The 16,235-nt window shown below is 45.8% G+C and carries 21 protein-coding genes; 9 read left to right on the top strand and 12 right to left on the bottom strand.

The features are described 5' to 3' along the window. Positions 1-183 precede the first annotated feature (183 nt). The 4 genes from QUA43_RS23785 to QUA43_RS23770 all read left to right on the top strand — a co-directional run bounded on the left by QUA43_RS23785 (position 184) and on the right by QUA43_RS23770 (position 2,197). Positions 184-729, top strand: coding sequence for a hypothetical protein (locus tag QUA43_RS23785; protein ID WP_333376976.1), 546 nt, complete (start codon positions 184-186; stop codon positions 727-729). A gap of 192 nt (positions 730-921) precedes the next feature. Beyond that, entirely contained in the window at positions 922-1,533 is a 612-nt protein-coding gene (locus tag QUA43_RS23780) for a hypothetical protein (RefSeq protein ID WP_333376975.1), read from the top strand. A gap of 231 nt (positions 1,534-1,764) precedes the next feature. After that, positions 1,765-1,977 carry a type II toxin-antitoxin system HicB family antitoxin gene (locus tag QUA43_RS23775; protein ID WP_333376973.1) on the top strand — a complete coding sequence of 71 codons (213 nt, stop codon included), beginning with the start codon at positions 1,765-1,767 and terminating at the stop codon, positions 1,975-1,977. Then, positions 1,970-2,197, top strand: a complete 228-nt coding sequence (locus QUA43_RS23770) for a type II toxin-antitoxin system HicA family toxin (protein WP_015174173.1) — start codon at positions 1,970-1,972, stop codon at positions 2,195-2,197. Before QUA43_RS23775 ends, QUA43_RS23770 begins: the two co-directional genes overlap by 8 nt. 156 nt (positions 2,198-2,353) lie before the next feature. On the opposite strand, the gene QUA43_RS23765 is transcribed toward QUA43_RS23770, so the two are convergent. The 5 genes from QUA43_RS23765 to QUA43_RS23750 all read right to left on the bottom strand — a co-directional run bounded on the left by QUA43_RS23765 (position 2,354) and on the right by QUA43_RS23750 (position 4,705). Next, a complete protein-coding gene (locus QUA43_RS23765) occupies positions 2,354-2,623 on the bottom strand; it encodes a hypothetical protein (RefSeq protein WP_333376971.1) in 270 nt (89 codons plus the stop codon). Continuing rightward, complete coding sequence (locus tag QUA43_RS30955) at positions 2,571-2,837, bottom strand: DUF6972 family protein (RefSeq protein ID WP_445301998.1); 267 nt, start codon at positions 2,835-2,837, stop codon at positions 2,571-2,573. Before QUA43_RS30955 ends, QUA43_RS23765 begins: the two co-directional genes overlap by 53 nt. Positions 2,838-3,354: 517 nt before the next feature. Further along, entirely contained in the window at positions 3,355-3,783 is a 429-nt protein-coding gene (locus QUA43_RS23760) for a heavy metal-responsive transcriptional regulator (RefSeq protein ID WP_333376969.1), read from the bottom strand. 103 nt (positions 3,784-3,886) lie between these two features. Further along, positions 3,887-4,180 carry a hypothetical protein gene (locus QUA43_RS23755; RefSeq protein WP_190663686.1) on the bottom strand — a complete coding sequence of 98 codons (294 nt, stop codon included), beginning with the start codon at positions 4,178-4,180 and terminating at the stop codon, positions 3,887-3,889. Between the two features lie 354 nt (positions 4,181-4,534). Next, the gene (locus QUA43_RS23750; protein WP_172186391.1) at positions 4,535-4,705 is read right to left on the bottom strand and encodes a hypothetical protein; all 171 of its coding nucleotides are present in this window, start codon (positions 4,703-4,705) and stop codon (positions 4,535-4,537) included. A 167-nt stretch (positions 4,706-4,872) separates the two neighbouring features. Here QUA43_RS23750 and QUA43_RS23745 point away from each other — a divergent pair, with 167 nt between their 5' ends. Further along, positions 4,873-5,463 carry a DUF3611 family protein gene (locus QUA43_RS23745; protein ID WP_333156527.1) on the top strand — a complete coding sequence of 197 codons (591 nt, stop codon included), beginning with the start codon at positions 4,873-4,875 and terminating at the stop codon, positions 5,461-5,463. A 142-nt stretch (positions 5,464-5,605) separates the two neighbouring features. Here QUA43_RS23745 and QUA43_RS23740 read toward each other — a convergent pair whose 3' ends face one another. After that, the gene (locus QUA43_RS23740) at positions 5,606-5,746 is read right to left on the bottom strand and encodes a hypothetical protein (protein WP_333376967.1); all 141 of its coding nucleotides are present in this window, start codon (positions 5,744-5,746) and stop codon (positions 5,606-5,608) included. A gap of 66 nt (positions 5,747-5,812) precedes the next feature. On the opposite strand from QUA43_RS23740, the gene QUA43_RS23735 reads away from it, so the two are divergent. Then, entirely contained in the window at positions 5,813-6,961 is a 1,149-nt protein-coding gene (locus QUA43_RS23735) for a helix-turn-helix domain-containing protein (protein ID WP_333376965.1), read from the top strand. A 309-nt stretch (positions 6,962-7,270) separates the two neighbouring features. Further along, positions 7,271-9,280, top strand: a complete 2,010-nt coding sequence (speA, locus tag QUA43_RS23730) for a biosynthetic arginine decarboxylase (protein WP_333376963.1) — start codon at positions 7,271-7,273, stop codon at positions 9,278-9,280. A 115-nt stretch (positions 9,281-9,395) separates the two neighbouring features. On the opposite strand, the gene QUA43_RS23725 is transcribed toward speA, so the two are convergent. From QUA43_RS23725 to QUA43_RS23705, 5 genes are all read right to left on the bottom strand, one after another. Beyond that, positions 9,396-10,559, bottom strand: a complete 1,164-nt coding sequence (locus QUA43_RS23725; protein ID WP_333376961.1) for an NDP-sugar synthase — start codon at positions 10,557-10,559, stop codon at positions 9,396-9,398. Between the two features lie 314 nt (positions 10,560-10,873). Continuing rightward, positions 10,874-11,692: a ScpA family protein gene (locus tag QUA43_RS23720; protein ID WP_333376960.1), complete on the bottom strand. Its 819-nt coding sequence runs from the start codon at positions 11,690-11,692 to the stop codon at positions 10,874-10,876. 87 nt (positions 11,693-11,779) lie between these two features. Beyond that, positions 11,780-12,169 (bottom strand): lipopolysaccharide assembly protein LapA domain-containing protein, encoded by a 390-nt coding sequence (locus QUA43_RS23715; RefSeq protein ID WP_333376958.1) that lies wholly within the window; start codon positions 12,167-12,169, stop codon positions 11,780-11,782. Between the two features lie 201 nt (positions 12,170-12,370). Beyond that, entirely contained in the window at positions 12,371-13,195 is an 825-nt protein-coding gene (locus QUA43_RS23710; protein WP_333376956.1) for a DUF3153 domain-containing protein, read from the bottom strand. Positions 13,196-13,419: 224 nt separating this feature from the next. Continuing rightward, positions 13,420-14,724, bottom strand: a complete 1,305-nt coding sequence (locus QUA43_RS23705) for a metallopeptidase TldD-related protein (protein ID WP_333376954.1) — start codon at positions 14,722-14,724, stop codon at positions 13,420-13,422. A 393-nt stretch (positions 14,725-15,117) separates the two neighbouring features. Here QUA43_RS23705 and QUA43_RS23700 point away from each other — a divergent pair, with 393 nt between their 5' ends. Continuing rightward, on the top strand, positions 15,118-15,435 hold the full coding sequence (locus tag QUA43_RS23700) for a DUF433 domain-containing protein (protein WP_333376952.1): 318 nt from the start codon (positions 15,118-15,120) through the stop codon (positions 15,433-15,435). Further along, positions 15,432-15,779 (top strand): DUF5615 family PIN-like protein, encoded by a 348-nt coding sequence (locus tag QUA43_RS23695; RefSeq protein ID WP_333376950.1) that lies wholly within the window; start codon positions 15,432-15,434, stop codon positions 15,777-15,779. The genes QUA43_RS23700 and QUA43_RS23695 overlap by 4 nt, the downstream gene beginning before the upstream one ends. A gap of 141 nt (positions 15,780-15,920) precedes the next feature. On the opposite strand, the gene QUA43_RS23690 is transcribed toward QUA43_RS23695, so the two are convergent. Then, positions 15,921-16,235, bottom strand: a 315-nt coding sequence (locus QUA43_RS23690) for a tetratricopeptide repeat protein (protein WP_333376949.1), incomplete at its 5' end; no start/stop codon positions are given.

Below are 16,235 nucleotides of genomic sequence, written 5' to 3'. Positions count from 1 at the left end.
GATGCGAGTGTTTGAGCTAATTATAACCTAAGTAGGCATAACTTTTTCAAAGTTGACCACCTAAATGTGACTTTTTATGGCTTGGTTATTAAGAGAAAGTTCCTACTAAATATGACTTTATATGGCTTGACAAAGTTTAGCATTTAGGAAATAATTTATGCTAATCATCAATTAAAAATACTTATGGAAAGAGCGCTTGGTAAGTGGATATTTTCAGGCTTTCCTGGTTTAGAATATGTAATGGCTGGGTATATTTTAGTCGGAATGATAGTAGGAATACTGGGATTTTTTTTATTTTTTTACTTGCTCAACTGCCTAATGAGTAATAAAGATCCCTTAAAATATTCAGATCCATTATCTCAACAGCCTAAAAAATATAAGGTTCTAGTAAAGGTTTGCATAGCTTATATAGCTCTAAACTTCTTCCTACTTTTTGTCCCTTATGGAAGTTTATCATCAGGTATTTTAGGTCATTTAGTCTTAATGTTATGGATGATTTCAAACGATCCCAAAGATTCAGGAGCTGGTTTGGTTTTTATATTGGGAATAATATTGATGGGAATTATTGGATGGGGGGCTATTGATTCGGGAATTATTTCCTTGGAAAATTCACAAGTTGGGACATTTGAAGATGAAATGCAAAGGGTTGAACAATTTGAGAACCAAAGGCAAAAAATGATACAAGAGTGCTATGCAAAAGGTGGTGATAGTCTAATTTGTGATCGATAAGGTACTGGTAAACCTGATTGCGATTATTGTCATTTTAGATGTTATCATCTCAATAGAGTAAAGCTAACTGAACTAACTTGGGTAATTATAAACTAATTGTAGTATGGAAAACTACCCTCTCTTTAGGGAAATTAGTTCAATAGAGACAGGATAGAAAATAGCAGTCCTATAGAATACGAAGGGGAATACAAGATGGCTAGAGATATAGAAGCAAGACGAACTAGATACAACGGGGAGACATTCAGATCTAAGTTAGAGGCTCAATGGGCCGTCTTCTGGGATGAGCTAGGAGTGAAATGGGAGTACGAACCACAGATGTTTGAGCTTCCAGATGGAAAGCAATATATACCTGATTTTTGGATAGTTGATTTAGCTTTATGGGTCGAGATTAAGCCTAATGCAAAAATTGCACGCGAAGAGGATGCAAAGTGGAAATGTGAACAATTAGCTTATAAAACTGGCGACCGAGTATACTTAGACCAGGGTGGATTCGCTTGGCCTATTTCTGAAGACTGGGCATACTCAAATGCCTTTGTTGCAGGGGGTGCCGAGGTATACTCAGTTCTTTTTTACTATATCACGGGTCATGTTGAAGGAGATTTTATATATCACTCAGAGAACCATTATTGGGCTACCTGCCCTGAATGTGGGAAATTAGGGATTGCGAAAGACCTACGAGAAGGCTACTCAATCAATTATATTTTTTCATGTGAGTGCTATACCCGGACCCGGCATCTTTCGCTACATAGCAATTCTGAAATAGTAATGAAAGCATACGATAAAGCATTAAAATATTGGAGCTAAAAAAAATCAAAATTTCCTCTCAAAGCTATATAGATAAATTTCTCACTGTTAAAGCTAACCTGATGATTATCTAATCAAAAAACTGTTTTTATGGAAAGGCGATCGCCCTTACATCCCAATTTGTCACAAAGTGCGATCGTGCCTCTTCCCCTGTACTTGCAAAAAAATTACATCCAAGATAAACTAGGAAATAGAAACTAAGCAACCTCTGATGCTGAAAGCAAAAATATAATGAAAACTAAAAGCTTCACAGTCATCATTTACAAAGAAGAAGATATGTACATTGCCGAATGTCCAGAAGTCGGCACAATTGACCAAGGCGAAACCATAGAACAAGCGATCGCCAATCTCAAAGAAGCTACAAAGCTCTATCTCGAAGAGTGTCCTTTACCCGACGAAATCACTCCCAGGTTTGTAACTAGCATAGAGGTTAGCTATGCCTAGGTTGCCCAGAATATCAAGCCTAGAAGTAATTCGCGTACTAGAGCGTTTAGACTTTTATCAAGCCAGACAAACGGGTAGCCACGTTGTCCTTAAAAAGCCTCTTCCAGACGGAGAAATTGTTTGCGTTGTGCCACTCCACCGCGAGTTAAAAATTGGTACTCTCAGCGGTGTTCTAAAGCAAGCAAAGGTCACACCTGATGAGTTTATAGCTAATTTATAAGTGAGAATAACCGGGTTTCCCAGTAGATGAGTTTTTGTAGCTTGTAGGGGTAGATCGCGATCGTAATGAAATAGCGAGATCGCCCTTACGTCCCAAATTGTCAAAAAACCCGTGAAGCGCAGCTATCCCGTAGGGAATCGCCCCTAAATGAATTATTCAAACTAACTCCGACACTCTCAGCCGCCCTTCTACGGGTTCATATTCATCATCTAAAAGCCAATACTGCGCCTCATCATAACTCTGACTAGAAAACACAACCTTATAACCCTCAGCCGGATCGTATATCCGACAATTTCCCTCAGCGTCACTTAGTAACAAAAGCAGATAAGGCGGTGAAAGATTTGGATCGATCCATACCTCTGTAAATTCCCAGTTATTCTTCACTAAATCGGCTTCGAGGCGTAACGTGGTATCGGTTTTCTGCATCAACTTTTATCTCTTTGTAATAAAGTAAAAGACGGCTACCATCCCGGTCAACTCTATAACCTATTGATTCAGCAAAAAACATACCATAACGATCGTAGCCCCGAATCGTACCTGTAAATTCTCCATCTTCTATTATGGCTTGAGCTACCTGATTCATAGTAGCCTCATCGTTAAAAATATGAGCAGCACGTCCTTTATTAAGCAGTCTTCTCATTTGTGGTGTGTCTGGCAAGTGTTAAGCAATGTGCCTGCTGTCAAGGGTGATTTGGCGATTAATTCCACTCATTAATTACTGAGCATACAAGTATGATTAAATCATGCGATCGCCCTTACGTCCCAAATTGTCAAAAAGCCTGTAGGCGTAACCAGCCGTAGGCAATGGGCGCACCATCGCTATGTCTGTAGCAAATCCCCATCAGTCAACAGTTGATACTACGAAACATCGCTCTAAAAAATACTTGACAGTGAAAATCTGACGGTGTATTATAGAAGTAGTGCAAACAAGTAAAAACATGAGACTAAAAAGTTGGGAGTCTCCTCGCAGCGAGGGTAGAAACTCCAAAGGTAAAGGCGGCTCAGCCAGGGCTCGGCAACTCAAAAAGCAACAGCAAACTCTGCGAAAACAGTTAAAAGCTCAACACGATCGACAAAACCATCAACAAAACCACCCACAAAACCATCAAGGGAAGGAAACCCATAATTCCTTCCCTTTTTTTGTATCTTTCCGCTGCTCAATCCCGCTGAATGTTCGGACAAATCGTGCTAGTAATGCTCGCCTCGGAGGGTTGCTCTTGCCAGCAGTTGAGAATGCCTAGCAACTCCCCCTTCAAAGTTTCTAAGGCTGCAATTTGCACCGAAATTTCCTCTACTTTAGCCGTTAGATGCTGCTTCGCTTCCGAGCAAGGCAACTCTCCCCGATCGCGAACCTGTAAAATATCCTTAATCTCCTGAAGGCTCAAACCCAGAGCCTGAGAGCGTTTAATAAACGCCAACCTATTAAATACCGTTTCGCCAAACAAGCGATAACCAGCGGGCGATCGCTTTACCGCAGGAGACAGCAAGCCCATCTCCTCATAGTAACGAACAGTTTTCACCGACAAACCACTACAGGCAGCTACAGAGCCAATTTTGTACAGTTTCTCGGCAACAGAAATATTCATAAACCAAGCATCCAAGATCGAAAGACTTTGTTGCCCTATCTTTTAGTGCCTCAGATCCAGGGAGTCGATCGGCACATCGCCCAGTCACCATTGCCCAGTAATCTTAATAAGGAGGATTTTTTTTAGACACATTAAGCACCGGTAACTGAGGTCTAGAAGACTGAGGAGGAAGATAGTATTCGGGAGCAGGTGCGGGTTGTTCGGCTCCAGATCGGTAAAATTGCCACCAGCGGAGAGCCATCGCCACCCCAGCGGTGCCAAGCCCAAAAGCCAATAAAGAGCCACTCGCACCGATGCTGCCGATGGCTGCATCGACAACGCCCACTGTCACAACAAAGCTGGTAATTGGCTCTTTACGGTAAGCTGACCTCAAAAGTCGCGTCCACGAAGCATTCATTTGGTTTTACTCTGTTCTATATTTATTTACAAGCTCTAAAACTTAGAGTTGGCGGAACGATCGGGATTTCTAGCTCAAAGACTAGCTTCACCTAAATTAATCTTCTCGCCTGTGGGGAATTGTACGGGAGCGAGGCAAAATTGCCAAGCTTGTCAAATCAAAATTCCACCCCATATATACCTCCAAAAGCCAGCTATTGCATTCGGGAACAGAACTCTCTCGGCAGAGAAGTCGCTGGGCTTGTTTCTAATTAATATTTTAATCAATTCCCGAATTTGTCGCGGTCAGCAGAAGTCACACCCGCTGCCGGAAGAGTCAAGACAAAGTGTAAGGCTGACCGCGCCATTGCTAAAATTAGTTGAGACCCAACCAGGACAGCAAGCCCTGGCCTGTGACATACTCGATAATTAAAGTTAGAGAAAAACCGATCATCGCGGCTCGACCGTTAAGGCGTTCCGCGTAGCTGTTGAAGCCAAACTTTGGCTGTTCCAGTTTGGGAGTGACGGTGGGTTGTAGTTGTGTCATTGCTTTGGGTACCTGGCGATCGACGCTATTCAAATGTGAAATCCAATGTTAGTTACAAATCTTAAACATTGCTACTTCTATTATAAAGAGGGTTAACCGCCGTCAACCGTCCCCGAAGAGAAAAAACTGCTGCCAACTAATGCCAATTAATTATACCCGCTCAAAATATGACTAATCAGTTAGATAACGATAAGCTTCCTGTCGCCGTACAGCGAGTAGCCTTTGCCCTTCGTACAACAGGCTGGGTTTGCTTCTGGGTACAGTTAGTGCTAGGGGTGGTAGCGGCGATCATTTTGCTCTTTGCCATCCCCTTCGCCCTCCCCAGGGCTACCGCCGGTGCGGGTTCAACCAGTGCCGGCACCGGCGGGGGCGTATTTTTTGCCATTTGCGGGCTAGCCGTCCTCGCTTACAGCATATATCGCTCTTTCCGCTTCACCCGCTTGTCGAGAGAACTGCGATCGCCCGGTAACGCTGTCCGCCCCAAAAAAGCAGACACCATCAAAGAGGTGCGCCTGTCACTGATGAGCAACTTGTCAGGAATGGTGCTGACGCTGATCGGCGCAGAAGCCATCAGCGGCACGCTTTTAGCCAAATCTCTAGCTCAGCCGCAAGCCTTGTTCGGTGCCGCAGTTGATGTGGGTCGATTTATTCAGCCCCTAGATATATTTGTGGTACTCGCCAATACTCACGCCACTGTTGCCCATTTTGTCGGGATTTTCGGGGCTCTTTGGTTGCTCGATCGCATCCACAAACAGTAGTCCTGGGGAATTGGGCATGGGGCATGGGGCATGGGGCATGAGCCTTCCCAGGGAATTGGCCTGTGCAGGGCATGGGGCATGAGTGGGAATTGGTTATTAGTTATTGGTTATTGGTTATGCGTTATTGGTTATGCGTTATTGGTTATTTGTGACGGCCTACTAATGCCCTGGAAAGCCCGATGCCCGATGCCCGATGCCCGATGCCCGATGCCCGATGCCCGATGCCCGATGCCCGATGCCCGATGCCCGATGCCCCACTCTCCCACTCTCCCCCAACCGACATCCGGAATCACTGCCAACCTGTCGAAGAACGTACTCAGATACCTTCTACCAAGACAACATGAATATCATGGCACTGAAACCCGAGGCTTATTTTGGGGTGACAGATCACCCAACTATTGAAATTTCTCAAGAAAGTTTTCGTTCTGTCCTAGGTCAAATAGAAACTGAACTCCTCTGTAGCGACACCTATAGCCACGCTCTAGCTAGCCTGCAAACAATGTTGGGCGAAGCAGCCTCCGCTGCCGAAATTTTAATTAGAGCAGTTAGCAGAGAAGCCGTCAAGCTCGCATTTGATCGATTTCCCAAACAAAACAAAATTGAACCGCCAGTACCCCAAGAGAGTGTTACTGCTGTAAGTCCCGTCATTGAGACGGTGACAGAAATTCAAGAATTGGAGCCACCAGTAGGTGTTCCTGTCTTCTATTGGCGCAGCGCTAGTGTGGAAGCGCCGCCCCAAACCGAGTCCGACACTGAAACTTCCGATCGAGACACTAACACTTCTGAAGACAGCAAACAAGCGCCCCAAGACGAAATTAAAGTCGAGTCGGCTCCACCTGCAACTGTCACCGTCCCCGGAAAATCCTTCCCAGGGTTCGGTTTTTCCAAAAAGCCGAAAAAACTCACAAAGGAAGAAGAAGCAGCTTTAGCCGTTCAACAGCGAGAAGAGTGCCTGCAGGAGTTGGGTAGAGAATTGCGTAAGGGACGGCAAATTCGCTCCCTATCCCTGCAGCAACTCCACAGTCAAACTCTCGTGCCGCTGCACCACATCGAATCGATCGAAAATGGGGAAATCGACAAACTGCCCCAAGATATTTACGTTAGAGGTTTTATCCGCAGACTTGGCGACGCCTTGGGACTAGACGGCAGCGCTATGGCGAATGCTTTGCCCAAACCGGCTCCGACTCCAATTCCCAGTATGTATGTGTCTGTTTCCGATTCCGACTCAGGCGAAGGTTTTCAAATGCGTCCGGTGCATTTGTACATCGGCTACACCGCTTTGATGGCTGGGGCTGTAGGGGGTTTGGGTTGGCTGTCACAGCAACCCGTGGTGCCAGGAGCACAGGCAGTACCTCCCACCCAGGTGACACCGCCAGCCTCAGTTGCACCGGCTCAGAAGACCCCAGAAAAAGCACCTCAACCGGGCTTGAAGAAGTCTAATAACGGGGGAATGATTATGGGGGCTGACATGGCGCCGCCGGAGGTGATTTTTGGTTAGTGTGTGTCGGGCGATCGATCGTCCGACAACTCTCTTGGTGCAGGTGAACTCGGGAACCCGGTTTCCGAGTTCACCTGCATACGGATACTTGCTTGAAGAAATAAGTCCAGCAGAGCAATTACGGTTGAGATTTTAGTTCAATCCCTGCTTTTCATCCATCTATAGAGTCAAATCTAAAATCTAAAATCTAAATCTAAAATCTAAAATCGCCCGCCTGTGTACCCAAAGTGATTTTTCAACTGCATCAGGAAACCCGATATGTGCGATAAACTATCTATTTGACCACTCCTAAAAGAGGTTGCCAATAAGATGAGTTCCCCAGCCACCGCTGCTTTCTCCGATCTCGATCCGCTATCGACTCACTCGCCAACAGCCACGAGTTTGGCAGCCCCAGACAGTGCTTTGGTAACGGCGGCTCAACTGCCACAAGCATCTTGGACAATAGAAGATAGTGAGAAACTCTACCGAATTCAAGGTTGGGGCGAACCGTATTTTTCGATCAATGCCGCCGGTCACGTTACAGTCTCTCCCAAGGGCGATCGCGGCGGTTCCCTCGACTTGTGCGAACTGGTAGAATCCCTGAAACAGCGAAATTTGGCTTTGCCACTGTTGATTCGATTTTCTGATATTTTGGAAGACCGGATCGAGCGCTTAAATTCTTGTTTTGCCAGAGCGATCGCTCGGTACAATTACAAAAATGTCTATCGCGGTGTCTTTCCAGTAAAATGCAACCAGCACCGACAATTAATAGAAGATTTGGTGCGTTTCGGTCAACCCCATCACTTCGGGCTCGAAGCCGGCTCGAAACCGGAATTAATGATAGCTTTGGCCACCTTAAAAAACCCAGGCGCTTTGTTAATTTGCAACGGTTACAAAGACCGCGAATACATCGAAACTGCTATTTTGGCGCAGCGACTAGGGCAAACTTCCGTAATTGTGCTGGAGCAAATAGAGGAAGTAGAACTCGCAATCGCCGCCAGCAAAGCATTAGGAATTAAACCGATTTTGGGAGTGCGAGCAAAACTCACTACCACAGGCGTTGGCCGCTGGGGAGGTTCCACGGGCGATCGGGCAAAATTTGGCTTGACAATTCCTGAAATTATCCGTGCAGTCGGCGAACTAGAAAAAGCTGGAATGCTCAATTGTTTGCAGTTACTGCACTTCCACATCGGCTCTCAAATTTCCTCAATTAGTGTCATCAAAGACGCCATTCGAGAAGCCAGCCACATTTATGTAGAATTAGCTAAATTGGGAGCTAATATGAACTACTTGGACGTAGGAGGTGGACTCGGCGTTGACTACGACGGGTCTAAGACAAACTTCCACGCTTCCAAAAACTACAATATGCAAAACTACGCTAACGACGTAGTAGCGGGAGTGAAAGATGCCTGCGACGAGCGCAAAATCCCGGTCCCAATTATCATTAGCGAAAGCGGGCGGGCGATCGCTTCTCACCAATCAGTGTTAGTTTTTGACGTACTCGGTACTAGCGATGTCCCCAGAGAAGTACCAGAACCAGTAGATGAAAACGCGCACCAAATTCCGCGCAATCTCTACGAAATTTACCAATCTATCAGTCCCGAAAATTACCAAGAAGTTTATCACGATGCTATCCAATTTAAGGAAGAAGCAGTCAGTTTATTTAACTTAGGCTATTTGGGAATTGCGGAACGGGCGAAAACCGAACAGTTGTACTGGGCTTGCTGCGATAAAATACAGGCGATCGCGCGGCAAAAAGAATATGTATCGGATGATTTGGAAGACTTAGAAAAGGTGATGGCGTCCATTTATTACATCAACTTATCTGTTTTCCAGTCAGTACCGGACAGTTGGGCAATTAACCAATTGTTCCCAATTATGCCAATTAACCGACTCGACGAAGAACCAACTCAACGCGGTATTTTAGCCGATCTAACCTGCGACAGCGACGGCAAAATCGACCAATTTATTGATTTGCGAGATGTGAAGTCGGTTTTGGAACTGCATACTCTTAAACCTGGAGAACCTTACTATTTGGCGCTATTTTTGGGAGGTGCTTATCAAGAAATTATGGGCAACCTTCACAACTTATTCGGCGATGCTAATGCAGTTCATATTCAACTAACACCTTCTGGCTATCATATCGAACACGTTGTGAAAGGAGACACTATGAAAGAAGTCCTCAGCTACGTACAGTACGATTCAGAAAATTTGGTTGAAAGCATCCGCCGTCAGACAGAAGCAGCTTTGCAGCAAAATAAAATTACTCTTTCCGAGGCCCAACTTTTGCTGCAAAATTACGAGCGGAGTCTCAGCCAATATACTTATCTTCAGTCGTGAAGTGTAGGGTGCAAGCTAAGCACATTACCAGAATTAAAAGCTGAGATCATAAATGTAAAAGTAGGGTGCGCCTAGCGCACCTTACCTTGAGTAATTACCAATTAGCAATTACCAATTATCCACCATTACCGAGAATTTCAGATATCGCCCGCCGCTCTTCTCCGTGTTGAGTCGGTAAAACTTGGCGAGCGTCAGTAATCAGCCAATCGAGAGCCGCCGCTTGCAAATCGATCGCAGCCCCGGTTTTATCAACGCAGTAGCGCCCGAACACCAGTTTGTCAACCAACCGCACCTCCGGGCCCAAACGGGAATACTCAAAAATCACGCTGTTTTCCACAGTGGCGCCACTGCAAAGCCAACAATTGGGGCCAATCATTGTCGGGCCGACAATTTTTGCTCCATCCTCAATGATCGTCATCCCGCCAATGTAAACAGGCCCCGTAATATCAACCTTATCCCAGTTGACAGCTACATTCAAACCAGCGTAAATGCCCGGGCGTACTTCAATTCCCGGAATCGAAACATTTTTAACTTGCCCCAGCAGCACGCTCTGAATTGCCCGCCAATAGTCAGGAACTTTGCCGATATCCACCCACTCAAAGTCCATGCTAATCCCGTAAAAAGGCGCGCCTTCTGCTACTAACGCGGGGAATAACTGCGAACCGATATCGTATTCCTGACCCGAAGGGATGTATTTGAATATTTCCGGTTCAAAAATATAAATACCAGTGTTAATGTCGGTACTCAGAGCTTCCTCTACAGAAGGTTTTTCTTGGAAAGCTTTAACTTTGCCAGACTCGTCTGTTACCACCACTCCATAACTAGGAACTTCCTCGCGGGGAACCGATTTCATAACAATAGTAGCGATCGCCCCTTTTTCCCGGTGCCACTTCACAGCAGCAGTCAAGTCCAAGTCAATCAAAGCGTCGCCGCACAGCACCACAAAAGTATCGTCAAAAAACGGCGAGAAGTCCTGAATTCGTTTCATGCCACCAGCCGAACCGAGAGCCTCTCCAATCATTTCTCCGTCCTCAATTCGCCCTTCAAAAGAATAGGCAATTTGTACGCCAAACTTTTGACCGTCGCGGAAGTAGTTTTCAATCACATCTGCCAAGTGGGAAACATTGACCATAATCTGGTCAAATCCGTGCTGTCGGAGCAATTCAACCAAAAACTCCATCACTGGCTTTTGCAGGATCGGAATCATCGGTTTGGGTATTGTCTGAGTAATAGGACGGACGCGAGTGCCTTTACCGGCCGCCAGAATCATCGCTTTCATTCTTAACTTCCTCAACCCTCTGTTAATTGATATAAACTCAACAATTAGATGCTAGCGGTTGCGATCGAATCGATCGAGCGCGGCAAAATCCTGACCTGTTTATAGGCGACATCGTACCAGGCTATCAATCATTTATTCGGAATTAACCTGGATTTAAGAAACCAGGTATCGGGAACCAGCAATAACTTCACACTCCCGCTCTCCGCATCCGGGGCTCAGCAACAGAATGCCATAGAGCGATATTCTGCCTAGAATCTTAACCGACGCAGTGGCATAGTTATTAGTTTCGCCGGATAACCTAATACCGTGCCAGCTCAAAGCGCCCGGATTTTGAGGTCTTGGTAAAACTCCTCTTGAAGCAACTCTACTTTAGACTGAGCCGATAGCAGCAACAAGGCCCAAAAAATACCCACGCGGTCATGATTTGGCAAGTGAACTTCCCCAGTCGATACCGGGTGTTCTGGGTTGACAGGAGAGTGCAAATCGTTATGATGCCAGAGCTCTAGCAATTTGTCCAAGTCCAGCCAACCCTCGTCAATTTCCGCGCCCCGCTGAGCCAGAAACTGTTCGAGTTCACTAGCAGTTTCTACGAGATTTTCTTGGTGAGCTAGCTCAAAGATAGCCTGGGCCGCTTGCGATCGCATTTTTGAGGTAGGGCGGCGCCGGGGGGTAACTGTCTGCTGCTCCATTGCTGCTTTCATTAGCTGCAACTGCTCAATCAGTTCTGGGAGAGTCACCGGGCGTTTTTGCGGTAGTTGAGCTACACCGCGACGGCGCAATTGTCGCTCTAAATGCTGCGGCAAGTGTCGCCCGCCTGAGTGCTCTGCGTCTTCTAGTGCCGGCTCGTCGGCCGAGTCGGGATTCGCGGGGGGTTCGGAGAGGACGATACTTTCTGCTTTGAGCAACACCAGCATTGAAGCGTACAAAAACGCTTGGCCGGAGTGGGACAAATCGGAGAAATCCTTACTCTGATCAGCATCGCAGGCGTTAGTAAGCTTGCTCAGACATCGATCGAACACTTCAATTACCTTAACGTCCCAAGGATCAATTTCTCCCCGTTCAGCTAGATCAATTAAAATTGCGATCCCCTCGGAAATCGTTTCTAAGCCATCTTGGTCTCGGGAAACGGCCATTCGATTTTAGATTTTAGATTTTAGATTTTAGATTTTAGATTTTAGATTTTAGATTTTGCCTCTGGGAAAACGAGAGAGCATATCAAGTTAATTGGCGGTTATTTCAGCAGTTGTGTCCTCAATGGTTGCTATTTCTAAACTTATCGGTTCTGCACTTTCTAACAAAGGTTGTTTGCCTTCTACTTCGGCTTTATAGCGTTCAAGATTTTGTTCTAATTCCTGAATCCGCTGCTCTTTTTCGCGAACTTGGCGCATCTCTTGGCGCAACGCGAGGGTTCGCTGCATTCTCGACCACAGACTGAACAGCCACGCTAGTGTTGCCCCTAATCCGGTCGCTACAATTAGTTCTACGCACAGCGGAGCTTTAAGTTGGACGCCTTCGATAACTTGAATCGCGACTGGCTGTGTATTTTCGATGCTGAATAATACTAGAGCCAAGCAAATCAGAAAGATGAAGAAGAAATTTAGCGATCGCATTTTCTCTGTTCCTAATTCTCAATTCAGGTTAAGCAAATTATTTCCTATTTGTCAACTGTTTTTTGACAGATATTCTCAGTTTTTTTTGATAAGATTAAATCGGGTCAATTAACCATAATATCCGGGGAGAGGCGGGTTTATTGGAGTTCTGAGAGTTGATTGAAGATATTGGTTAACCCGCCCCTCCAGGACATATCCTGTTTAGGTTTGCCCGATGTTTTGTGGTTTCTTGCCGATTCCCAGTGCGGGCAATATTTGATATTTCAAAGCAATGCCCGCGGCTACAAATAAGGCAATAATCAGCGCCCCAATTCCTACGGGACTGGGAATCCAGAATATCGCCTCCAAATAGTTAACTTCTCCGGGTTTCAGCTTCCAAACTAACTGTTTTCCTTGCTGATAGCTTTCGGGAACCAGTGCACCGGCGACAGTTTCAATACTTTCGGCGCCCCAAGGCGTGTTCAAGCTAAAGTCTAGCTCCAAAAGTCCCCCTGGGCTCAGCAGCAGACTGCCATTAGAAGAAAGCAGTGAAAGAGAGCGCAAATCCAATTCCAAACTCAACCGATTTCGCAGCACCAATAATAAATTATTCTGCTTGACACTAAGGTGAGATTCAAACTTCGGCAAATCTGTTTCTAGCGGACTTGCGACCCGATATTTTGTGGTTGGTGCGATCGGATTGTAAAATTGGTTGAACTTGTCTTGCAACTCGGCTCCATTATTGAAAGGAATCCTCACTAGAACTTCTGTGGGGGAAACCCGTTTAGTTTTTCCGTCCAGCAACTTCACCCGGCGTTCTACGCTTTTCAACCATTCTGCAACAGTTTCGCTGCTGAAGCTCGTCAACCTTTCCCCCAGTTTAATGTGCTGCACGATTTCGCCACGAGTTTGACTCTCAAAGTTAACCCCGACATCGTACTGAACGCATCCAGTCACTAGAGTTAAAAGGCAAAAAACCAAAGGTAAAAGAAAGAAAAAATTCTTTTTCTTCTTCCCAGTTCCATCCTTGACATTTTGCTCTTTCATTATAAATTTTTCCCTGTTTTTACCTATTTGCATGAATTAGCAAAGCGTTGAATTGCCGACACTGTTTCTATGTTTGTTTTGCACGTTAACTGGTTCCTAGGCTCTGCCTGGGAACCCATGTCCAGAGGCTTTGCCTCGCAAGCTTTCATCCAAATTCGAGGCAGAGCCTCATGATTTGTATTACCAGGCAGAGCCTGGTAACGAGTAAATTAACCGCACTGAACTTATTCCCTGGAAGCTACACCCAAATGTTGAAACAGCATACTCGGCAAATAGGCTGCACCGCCTACCCATTCGGCTTCGCTACTCAAATCTGCCAAATTTTTAAACGCTTCAAAAATGCTGCCTGCCACCATTGTATTCTTGACGCGACCCACAATTTTGCCTTTTTCTACTTTATAGCCTAAGTCCAAATTGACAGAAAATTCGCCAGCTAACTGATTGGACTGACCGGCACCTAAAACCTGCTCTACTATTAGACCTTCATCCATGCTAGCAATCAAGTCTTGAGTGGCGGTATTTCCTGGGGAAATGCAAAAGTTAGTCAAATCAGGGCCTGGGCGAGACAATCCGCCACGAAAACCGTTGCCGGTTGATTGTACACCGGCGCGAGCGGCCCACCTGCGATCCCAATAAAATCCCGTGACAGTACCTTTGTCTATCAAGACTTTGCGGGTGGTGGGCGTACCTTCGTCGTCAAAGGGACAAGCAGAAGGGCCTAAAGCGGGGTCTTCAAAAAAGGTAAAGCGTTCGTCAAATAAAGTTTCGCCGATTTTGTCGGCTAGGGGAGAGGCTTTTTGAACTACTGCTTGGCCTGAAAGGATGGTATCAAACAAGCCACCGAGGGTGCTAGCGGCGGCTCTGGGGGTAAATAATACTGGGTAGGAACCGCTGGTGATGGTGGCTGAATGTTCTGCGAGGCGGTATTTTTCGAGGAGTGATTGGAGGATGCTGTTGGTGTCGAGGGGACGATCGCGCGCCACGTCGTAACTGTATGCTTGCATAAAGTCTTCTCCCTTTACCAAATTTCCCGCGATCGTCCCGCTGACTATTTGGCTGCTTCTTTCGGCATATACATCTCGCGTGGTGGCAATTTTCACGCGGCCGCTGCGGACGTGGAAGCCGACATCTACCATAATATCGGGATTGTAGGCGTGAACTTGCTCGATCAGGTTTTTGCCGTTTTCGACTAATTCTTGAGTTGTGGGCGGAGTGTAGGTGGTTTCCGGGCCTTTTAGGTGGAAGCTGGAGGCGAGTTCAAATTCTGCGGGGTCGCCGATTTCGGCTGTTTGAATCGCTGCATCTACTAAATCGTCTATCCGCGTTAAGTCTGTGGAACTAGCAAAACCGATTTTGCCTTGGTAAATCAGCCGGAGTGCTACGCCTTGCAGTGCTTTGGTTTGTAGGGATTTGAGACGATTGTTTTCAAATTCGATCGGCGTGTCTTGACTCGACAGGTAGTATACTTCAGCCGCATCGGCGCGCTGAGAGGCCAATTTCAAAATCTGCTCTACGGTTGAATCGCTCACAATAATAATAGCCTTTCAGGTTGGGTCTTTTTTTTATTTTAGCGATTTAGGGTGTGGCCAGAAACCGGGTTTTTTCCCAGAATATCGATACACCACCGAAAAGCTGCGAAAAACCCGGTTTCTTCGGTTGTATGCGTGGCAAGAAACCGGGTTTTTTCCAAAAACATCGATACACCAAGGAAAAACTGCGAAAAACCCGGTTTCTTTGATTTTGGGTGTGGCCAGAAACTGGGTAAAACCTCGCGCGACCTCTGTCAACTGTTAACTGTCAACTGTCAACTGTCAACTGTCAACTGTCAACTGTCAACTGTCAACTGTCAACTGTCAACTGTCAACTGTCAACTGTAGAAGGCGATCGATATAATTAAACTAGATCCATGAACGAGGTAAACTATGCCACTAACTGCAACCGAATATAAATATGTGGAATTAGATGAGAAGAATGTGCCTATCATCGCCGGAACCACAATGAAAGTGATTGAATTAGTACAAGCTCATATCGCTTACGGGTGGAGTCCCGCCGAGTTGCACCTAAATCATCGTTATTTGACAATGAGCCAAATTCATTCTGCTTTCGCTTATTATTGGGATCACAAACAAGAGCTTGATGCCGATATGCAGCGCCGATTCGAGTATGCTGAAAAGTTGCGATTAGAAGCGGGCGAATCTCAAGCGGCTAAAAAACTCCGCGCCCAAGGACTAATTAAATGAGCATAGCGCTATATATGGACGAACATATCCACTTGGCAATTACGGTGGGATTGCAGTTTCGGGACGTAGATGTTTTGACAGTTCAAGACGACGGTAGAAAAGGTGTGCCAGACACGGTTATACTCGATCGCGCAATGGATCTTCAGCGCGTTGTTTTTACACAAGACGAGGATTTTCTGGCCATAGCCAACCACCGCCAGCAGGAGGAAGTCAATTTTGCTGGCGTCATCTATGCCCATCAACAAAAAGTAACTGTGGGTGATTGCATTCGTGACTTGGAAATTATTGCTAAGGTTAACGAACCTGAAGATTTAGTTAACTGCGTCCAGTATCTACCTTTGTAGTGAATCCTGACCAATAGAAAATGGTAAGGTGCGTCGCTACTATTTGTAATTTCCAGGCCAGAAACCGGGTTTTTTCCAAAAACATCGATACACCACCCAAAAACTGCGAAAAACCCGGTTTCTTTAGTCGAAGTGCCTCCATCAATCCCCAGCCATCTGCTGAACCGTAGCAATAATTTCTCTCACTGTCTCCGCGTCGGGCGATCGCAAATGCTGTAAAATCTCCAAAGATTGCTGTAAATAATTCAAAGCTTGGTCAAAATCTCCCTGCGCTGCTAACAACTGTCCTAGCATTGCGAAAGTAGCAGCTTTCCCTTGAACATCGCCAATTTTTTCCTCAAGTTCGAGAGATTGTTGATAAAATGCGATCGCCTTTTCTACATCCCCTTGATTTGCATAGATTATTGCTAGTTGGTGCAAAGTAGCAGCTTTCCCTTGAACATCGCCAATTTTTTC

Source organism: Microcoleus sp. N9_B4 (assembly GCF_036701635.1).
Taxonomy (GTDB): Bacteria; Cyanobacteriota; Cyanobacteriia; order Cyanobacteriales; family Microcoleaceae; genus Microcoleus.
The sequence above is the reverse complement of the archived record's forward strand: the minus strand, read 5'-3'. Positions and strand labels throughout refer to the sequence as shown.

Coding starts and splice junctions, on each gene's coding strand:
- QUA43_RS23695 (WP_333376950.1), top strand. CDS start 15,432: ATGAGCATAGCGCTATATATGGACGAACATATCCACTTGGCAATTACG.
- QUA43_RS23750 (WP_172186391.1), bottom strand. CDS start 4,705: ATGACACAACTACAACCCACCGTCACTCCCAAACTGGAACAGCCAAAG.
- QUA43_RS23745 (WP_333156527.1), top strand. CDS start 4,873: ATGACTAATCAGTTAGATAACGATAAGCTTCCTGTCGCCGTACAGCGA.
- QUA43_RS23760 (WP_333376969.1), bottom strand. CDS start 3,783: ATGAATATTTCTGTTGCCGAGAAACTGTACAAAATTGGCTCTGTAGCT.
- QUA43_RS23785 (WP_333376976.1), top strand. CDS start 184: ATGGAAAGAGCGCTTGGTAAGTGGATATTTTCAGGCTTTCCTGGTTTA.
- QUA43_RS23720 (WP_333376960.1), bottom strand. CDS start 11,692: ATGGCCGTTTCCCGAGACCAAGATGGCTTAGAAACGATTTCCGAGGGG.
- QUA43_RS23755 (WP_190663686.1), bottom strand. CDS start 4,180: ATGAATGCTTCGTGGACGCGACTTTTGAGGTCAGCTTACCGTAAAGAG.
- QUA43_RS30955 (WP_445301998.1), bottom strand. CDS start 2,837: ATGAGAAGACTGCTTAATAAAGGACGTGCTGCTCATATTTTTAACGAT.
- QUA43_RS23725 (WP_333376961.1), bottom strand. CDS start 10,559: ATGAAAGCGATGATTCTGGCGGCCGGTAAAGGCACTCGCGTCCGTCCT.
- QUA43_RS23775 (WP_333376973.1), top strand. CDS start 1,765: ATGAAAACTAAAAGCTTCACAGTCATCATTTACAAAGAAGAAGATATG.
- speA (WP_333376963.1), top strand. CDS start 7,271: ATGAGTTCCCCAGCCACCGCTGCTTTCTCCGATCTCGATCCGCTATCG.
- QUA43_RS23740 (WP_333376967.1), bottom strand. CDS start 5,746: ATGTCGGTTGGGGGAGAGTGGGAGAGTGGGGCATCGGGCATCGGGCAT.
- QUA43_RS23770 (WP_015174173.1), top strand. CDS start 1,970: ATGCCTAGGTTGCCCAGAATATCAAGCCTAGAAGTAATTCGCGTACTA.
- QUA43_RS23710 (WP_333376956.1), bottom strand. CDS start 13,195: ATGAAAGAGCAAAATGTCAAGGATGGAACTGGGAAGAAGAAAAAGAAT.
- QUA43_RS23765 (WP_333376971.1), bottom strand. CDS start 2,623: ATGCAGAAAACCGATACCACGTTACGCCTCGAAGCCGATTTAGTGAAG.
- QUA43_RS23780 (WP_333376975.1), top strand. CDS start 922: ATGGCTAGAGATATAGAAGCAAGACGAACTAGATACAACGGGGAGACA.
- QUA43_RS23735 (WP_333376965.1), top strand. CDS start 5,813: ATGGCACTGAAACCCGAGGCTTATTTTGGGGTGACAGATCACCCAACT.
- QUA43_RS23715 (WP_333376958.1), bottom strand. CDS start 12,169: ATGCGATCGCTAAATTTCTTCTTCATCTTTCTGATTTGCTTGGCTCTA.
- QUA43_RS23700 (WP_333376952.1), top strand. CDS start 15,118: ATGCCACTAACTGCAACCGAATATAAATATGTGGAATTAGATGAGAAG.